Below are 10,722 nucleotides of genomic sequence, written 5' to 3'. Positions count from 1 at the left end.
TTGCGGAAGACAGCACCTTAAACGGTACTGTGCTCAGTGGCACGAGCAGTGTGGATGGTCCGGTGACGGTAACCGGCTTTAATGTAGCCGGCGATACCACCAACTACAGCGCTGGCCAAACGGCTGCGATTGCGGGTGTGGGCAGCTTGCAGATTAATGGCGATGGTACCTTCAGTTTTATTCCGGTTGCTAATTACAACGGCCCTGTACCTGAAATCACTTACACGATAACCGATGGCAGCAGTGGCGATACTTCGACTTTGACTATTAACGTGACTCCAGTCGATGATGCCTTTAGCGATGCTGATGAAGCTTTGACGGTGGCTGAAGACACTACTTTAACGGGCAATGTACTCACTGGCACGAGCAGTGTCGATGGTCCCGTAACGGTAACCGGTTTTAACGTAGCGGGCGATACCACCAACTACAGCGCTGGCCAAACAGCGGCGATTGCGGGTGTGGGCAGCTTGCAGATTAATAGCGATGGTACCTTCAGTTTTATTCCGGTTGCCAATTACAACGGTCCAGTACCTGAGATCACCTACACGATGACCGATGGCAGCAGTGGCGATACCTCGACTTTGACTATTAACGTGACTCCAGTCGATGATGCCTTTAGCGATGCCGATGAAGCTTTGACGGTGGCTGAAGACACTACTTTAACGGGCAATGTACTCACTGGCACGAGCAGTGTCGATGGTCCCGTAACGGTGACGGGCTTTAATGTAGCCGGTGATACCACCAACTACAGCGCTGGCCAAACGGCTGCGATTGCCGGGGTAGGCAGCTTGCAGATTAATGGCGATGGTACGTTCAGTTTTATTCCTGTTGCCAATTACAACGGTCCAGTGCCTGAGATCACCTACACGATGACCGATGGCAGCAGCGGGGATACCTCGACTTTAACTATTAACGTGACTCCAGTCGATGATGCCTTTAGCGATGCGGATGAAGCTTTGACGGTTGCGGAAGATACGACCTTAACCGGTACCGTGCTCAGTGGTACGATCAGTGTGGATGGTCCGGTGACGGTAACCGGCTTTAATGTAGCCGGTGATACCACCAACTACAGCGCTGGCCAAACGGCTGCGATTGCGGGTGTGGGCAGCTTGCAGATTAATGGCGATGGTACCTTCAGTTTTATTCCGGTTGCTAATTACAACGGCCCTGTACCTGAAATCACTTACACGATGACCGATGGCAGCAGTGGCGATACCTCGACTTTGACCATCAACGTGACTCCAGTGGATGATGCCTTTACTGATGCGAATGAAGTCTTAAGTGTTGCGGAAGACAGCACCTTAAACGGTACTGTGCTCAGTGGCACGAGCAGTGTGGATGGTCCGGTGACGGTAACGAGCTTTAATGTAGCCGGTGATACCACTAACTACAGCGCTGGCCAAACGGCGGCGATTGCGGGTGTAGGCAGTTTGCAAATTAATGGCGATGGTACGTTCAGTTTTATTCCTGTAGCTGATTATAATGGTCCTGTTCCAGTCGTTACCTACACAATGTCCGATGGCAGCAGCGGGGATACGTCGACTTTGACCATCAATGTGACCCCTGTGGTCGATATTACTAATGACACAGTGACTCTAAATGAAGACACTGTGGCTAATGTTGATGTCAATAACAACGACAGCTTTGAAAATGCAGGGCATAACATCACTGCGATTAACGGAACCGCAATTGCAGTGGGGGATAGTGTTGCTGTAGCCAATGGCACAGTACTATTGAATGCCAACGGTACCCTAAGTTTTACACCTAATAACAATTACAATGGCAACACGAGCTTTACTTATACGGTGACTTCTGGCGGAGTTACGGAAACCGCGACAGTAAATCTTACAGTGAATCCGATCAATGATACCCCGACGAACAGCGTCCCGGGCGCGCAAACGACAAATGAAGATACTGCTCAGGTGTTCAGCAGCGCGAATGGCAATGCGATTACTTTAATCGATATTGATAGTGCCTCTGTGACTACCACGGTTTCAGTGCTTCATGGCAGCTTAACGGCCTTGGTAACGGCCGGAGTTACCATCACGAATAATGGCACGGGCACTGTGACTTTGACTGGTTCCCCTGCTAACATTACCACCGCTTTGAATGGTTTAACTTACACGCCTGTTGCTGATTATAACGGGGCGGACAGCTTAACCATAGTCACTAATGACGGCACCTTAAGCGATACAGATAGCATAGCTATTACGGTGACCCCTGTAGTTGATATTGCCAATGATTCAGTAACCACTAATGAAGATACTGTGGTTACTATCAATGCCAATGCTAATGATACCTTTGAAAACCCAGGTCATATCATTACTGCAATTAATGGAACCGCAATCGCAGTGGGTGGAAGTGTTTCAGTAGCGAATGGTTCAGTACTTTTGAATGCCAACGGTACTTTGAGCTTTACTCCAGCCGCTAATTACAACGGCAGTACCAGCTTTACTTACACAGTAACTTCTGGTGGGGTTACGGAAACCGCTACTGCCAATATTACGGTGAACCCGGTCAACGATGCTCCATCAGGAACAAATACTACCGTAACTACTCTGGAGGATACTGCCACTGTATTCACCACTGGTAATTTTGGATTTACAGACTTGAATGATAGTCCAGCAAATACCCTGCAAGCAGTTAGAATTACTACCTTGCCAGCAACTGGCTCATTGACTTTAAATGGTGTGGCCGTAACAACGGGTCAACTCATCTCCGCAACGGATATTGCGGCTGGTCTTTTGGTGTTTACACCTGCTATTGATCTTAATGGCCCTGTCACATTTACTTTTCAGGTTCGAGACAGTGGTGGCACAGCTAATGGCGGTGTTAATTTGGATCCAACACCTAATACAATGACTGTAGATGTAACGGCTGTTGCTGACACGCCTGTACTATATGCCCACTTAAGTCTGCCTACAGTGATAGCAGGTACAGGAATTATTGCAGGAACTTTTTCAAACAATAATAATGAAAATAATTTTAGTAATTGGAGTAAAGTTGCTTTGTTCAGTAGTACTTTTGCTGAAATACAAGGAGGAAATAACAAAACATCCAGTGAAGCTAATTTGTTCAATAGTATTTCATGGGCTGGTGAGACAGGTACTAATAGCACGGAGGTTGGTAATTTTAACAATAGATGGAGCAAAACAGGTGGAGCTATTGCTTATAACACTAGTGACAATGCCGATGATGCTCAGGGACTTTTGGTGTTAAATAGTAATCAACTTAGTTCTGCTGAACGAAATTTGACGAATTATGTTATTTCTCTTGATATGTTTGCTGATGCAGATTCGCCACGAGTAAATGGAATTGGTATTGTTTTTGGGTATCAAAATTCTTCAAATTATTTTTTGGTTCGTTGGGAAAACCCAAGTATTGAATATGCTCCAGGGGGAGTTTTCTATAATATGCATCCGGGCCAATATCAGGAATTCACATTAGTTCAAATTGTAAATAATGTTCCTATTGATTTGGCACGGACTACTTTTAATGCCGACGATTGGTTTCATGTAGACATTAATGTCAGTAACCTTGGTATCTCTGTTTCCGCAGTAGATACAAGCGATCCCAGCGTTGTCGCAAATTTTAATTATATTTACGGCAGTGTCAGTGGTGCAGCCACTGCTGCGCCAACTTTAAATACTATTGGACTGTATTCCTTTGATAATGATTCGACGGTGATATGGGATAACATTAATGTCAATCAGCCTTTAAGATATGAATATACCTTGCAGACAGAGGCTTATCTCAAGGATGTTGATGGAAGTGAAACTCTGGGCAACATCACTTTGGCTGGTATACCATCAGGGGTTACTCTGTTCGATACAGTGACTAATACTTCAATTCCTGTTAACGCCGGTTCTGCAACGATTATTCCAGGAAATGACATCAGGCTGGTATCAACAACTGCGCTGACTGCAGCTCAGATCAATGCTATAAGTGCGAGCGTCAGTTCTGTTGAATCCAGTAACGGTAGTACTGCTTCACAAACTACTACAGTTCAACTCGATTTAAGTGGTGCTTATGCTCCAGAGACTTTTACTGGAACCAACGCTGCTGAATGGTTGGAAGGTGGTGACAGTAATGACGTCCTCGATGCGCGTGGCGGTAATGATGTGATCATAGGCGGATTAGGAAATGATACCATTACTACTGGAGCAGGCGCTGATCAGGTTGTTTTGCTTAAAGGTCAAGGTGGAGCCAGTGCAGCAGCAGCACCAATCGATACTATTACTGATTTTACGGTTAATGTCGATACGATTGTTATCAAAGGCACGAATATTATTGGAGTGGCTGTTTCTACTCCGGTATCCAATACCTATACTATTACCGTAAATTATTCAGGAGGCGCACCTACCGAATACTTTAAAGTGACTTTGTCTAATGGGGCTAACTTGAATGATTCTGGAGATAATCAGCTGACAGGTGTTGTTGTTAGCGGCGGAACCGCGACTATTGATGGAACTATTGTGGGTGCTATCCTTTATCTGGATATTAATGAAAACAATCAGGAAGATGCTGGAGAGCGTCTGGGTATCACTGATCAATACGGTCATGTTGAATGGGTATTGGATTTGACCAAACTGGATGTAAATGGTGATGGCCAATATACTTTGGGTGAAGCTCGAGCTGTGCAAACAGGTGGTTTTGATATCGATACCGGTCTGAGTTATGCCATTAACCTGTTTGGACCCGTAGGATCATCCATTATTTCACCTCTCACCAGTTTGTTGCAGGCTCAGTTGGAATCTGGATTTGATTATAAAACAGCGAATGCTAACATTGTCGCTCATTTAGGGTTACCGGAAGGCACAGAATTAATCAGCCTTAATCCAATTACAGGTTCTAATGAAATTCTTGCTCAAAATGCCTCAGTGATGACTGCCGCTGTGCAGTTTGCAGAAATTGCTGCCATTCGTTATTCAACTGACGAAGGTCATGTTTCCTTCTCTGTATTTGATGCAATCAGTAAAGCTTTGCTTGATCTTCCTGATGGTGTGGTTGCTGATTTTACTGATAAGGCCTTTTTACAAAATATTGTCTCGCATCTTGATTTGGGTGATTTTGTCAATCAGGATGTCATTGATTTCATGGCGGCCAGCCAAAGGGCATTACAAACCAGTATTGAGACACTGACTCCTGGTGAGAATGCACTTGCTGCAATCAGCGAAGTACAGCACCTGACTCAAGGTAGTTATGCTCAAACTCTTGAATCCTATATGAAAGGTTATTTACCTTCACATCTATTAAGTGACATCAGCGTCATCATTCTCGCGTTTAGCAGTTCAATCATTACCTATGAAGAGCTGAAAGACTTTAATAATCAATTTACTGATGTAGTTAATCAATGGATGAACAGCTCTACAGGAATTCCATTAGTTGACGCAGAGTATAAAGACACCAATCAATTCGTTCATGAAATAGATTCTGTTGTGAATCATTTTATCTCCGCTCATAATCTTTATGTAGCTAATCCTGTGGACTACCAACAACCTGTCGCTGAGCAACAAGTTAATACATTAACTGATCTGGATTCAGGAGATGAGGGCGTGATTGCTCATGAGGTAAATACCAATGAAATTACCAACGATTTGTCTTCATCAATGGGTAGTTTAGAACTTCATGGCAGCACTGGAAATGACTTCATTTATGGTGGTGATAGTAATGATTTGATCTTTGGCGGTGAGGGTGATGATCATCTGTATGGCGGTAAAGGTAATGATACCATCATCGGTGGATCCGGAAATGACATCATTCAAGGAGGCATCGGCAATGATACAATGACAGGCGGAGGTGGAAACGATATCTTTGTTTTTGAAAAAGCCGATATTGGCAATGAACCTGCTATTGATACGATAACGGATTTTAAATTAAGTAAGGAAGGTGATGCTTCTGGTGATAAAAGTACTTTGGACTTAACAGATTTGTTTAAAGATTCCACTCTAAGCTCTAATTCCTTAGACAGCTTGTTGCAAATTAGCACGGTCCATAATGAATCTACGAATCAAACGGATACAGTGATCAAAACTGATCCAACTGGAAGCGCTCATTTTAATGCATCACCTGAAACAATAGTATTAAGTGGTGTTGATGTGGTCTCTGTATATGGAACGTCAGATTCTGCTGAGCTAGTTCAGCAAATGCTTGCTGCTAATGTATTGGTAATGGGACATTAATTCGTTTATGGCTCTGCAGGTTAATCAACGTGCAGAGTCTTTTTGTTTTCAGTGATTGGTAAATCCTCTCGCGTAGCTTTTCTACCTGCTATATACTTCCTGAACGAAAATCCAGCGGAGTTATTCAATGTCAGAACCTTACATCCTGGTTTTATATTATTCCCGAACAGGTTCTACTGCTCAATTAGCCCAATACATTGCCCGAGGTGTCGAGAGTGTCGCCGGGATTGAAGCCAGATTGCGTACTGTTCCCCCTGTTTCTGCTACCTGTGAAGCTACAGAGAAGTCGATCCCTGACCATGGAGCTCCCTATGCTACTTTGGATGATTTACAGAATTGTCATGGTTTGGCTTTGGGTAGTCCTACACGTTTTGGTAATATGGCTGCTCCTTTAAAATATTTTCTGGATGGAACATCTGCCTTATGGTTGGCTGGTGATTTGGTAGACAAACCCGCTTGTGTTTTTTCTTCTTCTGCCAGCATGCATGGAGGACAGGAGAGTACTCTGATATCCATGATGTTGCCTTTGTTGCATCATGGTATGTTCATTTTGGGGGTTCCCTATACTGAATCGGCACTGAACACTACAGTTACCGGAGGAACACCTTATGGGGTAACTCATGTTTCTGGTGTTGCTAATGATCATCCACTGAGTCAGGATGAAATTACTCTGGCGCGTCATTTGGGTGAGCGATTGGGGCGAGTTGCTTTAACGATAAGGAAGAAATAAATTGATTCATAAGCTTTCTATTTAAATTAAGCATCTGCAATGATCAATAGTGAGTCGGGTCTGAATTTAATGTCCGTGAAGGAAACCACAGTATTAGGGTGAGGAGTGAACGACAGTATGAAGGTAATCAGTTTTAATGCTAATGGTATTCGTGCTTCTGCACGTAATGGCTTTTATGAATGGCTTGCTGGGCAAGATGCAGATTTTGTCTGTATTCAGGAAACAAAAGCTCAAGTTGATCAATTAGTACCCGAAGAACTCTATTATCCCAGAGATTATTTTTGTGATTATTTTGATGCCCAAAAGAAAGGGTATAGCGGTGTGGCCATCTATGCCAGGAAGAAACCAAATCACATCATTAAAGGCATGGGGTTTGATTATTGTGATAATGAAGGACGATACATCCAGTTTGACTACCCTAATTTAAGCGTCATTTCTCTTTATTTGCCTTCGGGGACAAGCGGGGACGGACGTCAGGAAGTTAAATACGATTTTCTGGAGCAATTCGCTAATCATTTAAAGAATTTAAAAAATGAGGGGCGTGAATTGATTATTTGTGGGGATTATAATATTGCCCACAAGAAAATTGATTTAAAAAACTGGCGGGGAAATCAGAAAAACTCTGGATTTTTGCCTGAAGAACGAGCCTGGATGGATGAATTGTTTGGAACCATGGGATTTGTTGATGCCTTTCGAGTACATAATCAGGAAGAAGAGCAATATACCTGGTGGTCATACCGAAGCCGGGCTTGGGAAAAGAATGTAGGGTGGCGGATTGATTATCAGGTGATCACTCCTGGACTCACAGAGCATGTGATAGACAGCCGAATATTTCGGGAAGCCCGTTTATCGGATCATGCTCCTCTAATGATTGAATACAAGGGGGATTGGTGTGTTTAAACTGGCCAGTTGGAATGTGAATTCATTGAAAGTAAGGTTGGAGCAGGTTTTGGAGTGGCTTGAGTCAACCGGGACCGATGTTCTTGCCATGCAGGAAACTAAACTGGTTGATGAGAATTTTCCAGCAGCAGCCTTTATGGAAAAGGGTTATCATGTCGTATTTTCAGGGCAGAAAACGTATAACGGCGTTGCCGTTGTTAGCCGTCAACCCATTACCGAAGTAGTGACTGATATACCTAATCTGGAGGATCCTCAGAGAAGAATTTTGGCCGTGACGATTAGCGGCATAAGATTAATTAACCTCTATGTTCCCAATGGCGCAGAACTGACTTCCGATAAATATCAATACAAACTGGACTGGTTGAAGAAAGTAACTTCTTTTATTCAACAACAATTGTTGGCCTATCCAAAATTGGCGGTAGTTGGAGATTTTAATATTGCACCAGAAGATCGAGATGTCCATGATCCCGCAGAATGGGAAGGATGTGTGTTGGTAAGTGCCCCGGAACGACAGGCTTTTGCAGAACTGTTAGAGTCTGGATTGCATGATAGTTTTAGAAATTTTGAGCAGGAAGAGGGTGTTTACAGCTGGTGGGACTATCGTGCGGCCGGATTCCGAAGAAATCGAGGATTGCGTATTGATCATGTGTTGTTGAGTCATGATTTGAATCAATTGTGCAGGCAATCCAAAATTGATAAAGAACCGAGAAAAGCAGAAAGACCTTCAGATCATGCTCCGGTATGGGTGGAACTGGAATTATAATAGTTGGCCGGGTGTATCAAATTGCACCCGAAACTCATACAGCAAAAGGTATGATGATACTCTCCTAAAACACCAATATTGTTTCAAAAAACTCCTTAAATTGCAAAATAACAGCACTTTGTGCTATTGTTATTATTGTTTTTAATCTTGTTTTCTGTATCATGCAGATTAAGAGAAACAAGCATGAAGGTCTGAAATAGAGGCGCAATGGATATAACCTGCTGGATTATCCATTTTAGCGACACGTTCAGAATAAATTGATTTATATATTCAATTCTGCTATTGTTTTGCGTCATTTGTGTAGAGTATGGTGCTTGGCCAAAGAGTCCAGGTGGCGATATTCATTTAGAACTATAAGAGAGTGGTATTATGAAAGCATCTGTTCATCCTGATTATCAAACAGTTAAAGTTACTTGCAGTTGCGGTGAAGTTTTTGAAACCCGTTCAACCTTATGTAAAGATTTGAGCATTGAAGTATGTTCACAATGCCATCCTTTCTATACTGGCAAACAAAAATTAGTAGATACCGGTGGTCGTGTACAGAAATTCCGTGATCGCTATAATATGCGTTCTGCACAAGCTAAATCGTAAGAATAATAAATTAACTTGTTTGTTACAGTAGTTATATAAAAGGCACAATCACGATGTGCCTTTTTAATAAGTATCTGGGGTTTGTTGACAATTCTTCTTTTTAAACCACACATATAATTCCTGGTTTGCTTCCTGGATTGTACCTTGAAGCCATATCTTGGATTAATGGACTATCTGTCAACAATCCCTGCTAAAAATATATATTTTTAGATTAAATTTTTATTTCGTGTGGTCTGATATAGAGAGTAAGCACTTTGGATAATGACGTATTAAAGCAGCGTGCGTTGGACTATCATGAATTTCCTGTTCCAGGAAAACTTGGTGTACACGTTACAAAACCAACTAATTCCCAGGATGATTTATCTCTGGCTTATACCCCTGGTGTTGCTGCACCGGTTTTAGCTATTGCAGAGACACCTGAGGATGCCTATCGTTATACAAATAAAGGCAATTTGATTGCTGTTATGACCAATGGTACTGCCGTACTTGGTCTGGGAGACGTCGGTTCTTTGGCCAGTAAACCTGTAATGGAAGGCAAAGCTGTATTGTTTAAACAGTTTGCCGGTTTGGATGTATTTGATATTGAAATTGATGCGCATGATCCCCAGGCATTTATAGCTACAGCCAAAAGCATAGCGCCCACTTTTGGTGGCATCAATCTGGAAGATATAAAAGCGCCGGAATGTTTTGAAATTGAACAAGCATTGATCGAGCAGCTAAATATTCCTGTTTTTCATGATGATCAGCACGGTACTGCTATAGTTGTCGCTGCGGGTCTGCTTAATGCTCTTGAGTTACAGCGTAAAACATTATCAGACGCTAAAATAGTCTGTATTGGTGCCGGAGCCGCGGGGATTGCATCCATGCGGTTGTTGGTAGCACTTGGTGCTGACAAGAAAAATATGCTGCTTCTTGATACAAAAGGAGTGATACATTCTGGTCGTGAGGATTTAAATGCATACAAATTTGCATTTGCCCGAACAACGGATTGCCGTACACTGGAAGATGCACTGACAGGTGCTGATGTATTTATTGGAGTGGCCAAACCTGATTTATTAAATGCAGATTTACTAAATTTAATGGCTCCAAACCCTGTGATTTTTGCTCTGTCTAATCCTGATCCGGAAATCAGGCCTGAGCATGCTCATGAGGTGCGAAATGATTTGATAATCGCTACGGGACGAAGTGACTATCCAAATCAGGTGAATAATGTGTTATGTTTTCCTTATATTTTCCGTGGTGCATTAGATGTGCGTGCAACATGTATTAATCAAGCAATGCAGATTGCGGCCGTTGAAGCAATTCGTCAACTGGCGCATGAAGCGGTTCCTCAGGTAGTTAAGGATAATTACCCCGGAGTTAGAAATTGGGAGTTTGGTCCTGACTACATCATTCCTAAACCCATAGATCCTCGTTTAAAAGAGAGGGTCCCAGCTGCCGTTGCGAAGGCTGCAATCGCTAGTGGTGTGAGTCAAACAAATAATTTTGAGTAAATAGAGTAGCAGTTCACCTCTTTAATCAAGAGGTGTGTGCTCTTGCTTAACCCGAACGTTAAG

The 10,722-nt window shown here is 42.9% G+C and carries 6 protein-coding genes; all 6 read left to right on the top strand.

Annotated features, from left to right (window positions below):
• Nucleotides 1-29: 29 nt before the first annotated feature.
• On the top strand, nucleotides 30-6,182 hold the full coding sequence (locus tag ELY21_RS15960) for a tandem-95 repeat protein (RefSeq protein WP_305036012.1): 6,153 nt from the start codon (nucleotides 30-32) through the stop codon (nucleotides 6,180-6,182).
• A gap of 127 nt (nucleotides 6,183-6,309) precedes the next feature.
• The gene (wrbA, locus tag ELY21_RS04705) at nucleotides 6,310-6,912 is read left to right on the top strand and encodes an NAD(P)H:quinone oxidoreductase (protein WP_127107341.1); all 603 of its coding nucleotides are present in this window, start codon (nucleotides 6,310-6,312) and stop codon (nucleotides 6,910-6,912) included.
• A 117-nt stretch (nucleotides 6,913-7,029) separates the two neighbouring features.
• The gene (locus ELY21_RS04700; protein ID WP_127107339.1) at nucleotides 7,030-7,812 is read left to right on the top strand and encodes an exodeoxyribonuclease III; all 783 of its coding nucleotides are present in this window, start codon (nucleotides 7,030-7,032) and stop codon (nucleotides 7,810-7,812) included.
• Nucleotides 7,805-8,575, top strand: coding sequence for an exodeoxyribonuclease III (gene xth / locus ELY21_RS04695; RefSeq protein ID WP_199741635.1), 771 nt, complete (start codon nucleotides 7,805-7,807; stop codon nucleotides 8,573-8,575). The genes ELY21_RS04700 and xth overlap by 8 nt, the downstream gene beginning before the upstream one ends.
• A 369-nt stretch (nucleotides 8,576-8,944) precedes the next feature.
• Nucleotides 8,945-9,166: a 50S ribosomal protein L31 gene (gene rpmE, locus ELY21_RS04690; protein ID WP_028383912.1), complete on the top strand. Its 222-nt coding sequence runs from the start codon at nucleotides 8,945-8,947 to the stop codon at nucleotides 9,164-9,166.
• A gap of 254 nt (nucleotides 9,167-9,420) precedes the next feature.
• On the top strand, nucleotides 9,421-10,659 hold the full coding sequence (locus tag ELY21_RS04685) for a malic enzyme-like NAD(P)-binding protein (protein ID WP_127107336.1): 1,239 nt from the start codon (nucleotides 9,421-9,423) through the stop codon (nucleotides 10,657-10,659).
• The last annotated feature ends 63 nt before the right edge of the window (nucleotides 10,660-10,722 follow it).

Origin of the sequence: Legionella sp. km535 (assembly GCF_003990085.1) — a bacterium.
Lineage (GTDB): Bacteria > Pseudomonadota > Gammaproteobacteria > Legionellales > Legionellaceae > Legionella > Legionella moravica.
The sequence above is the reverse complement of the archived record's forward strand: the minus strand, read 5'-3'. Positions and strand labels throughout refer to the sequence as shown.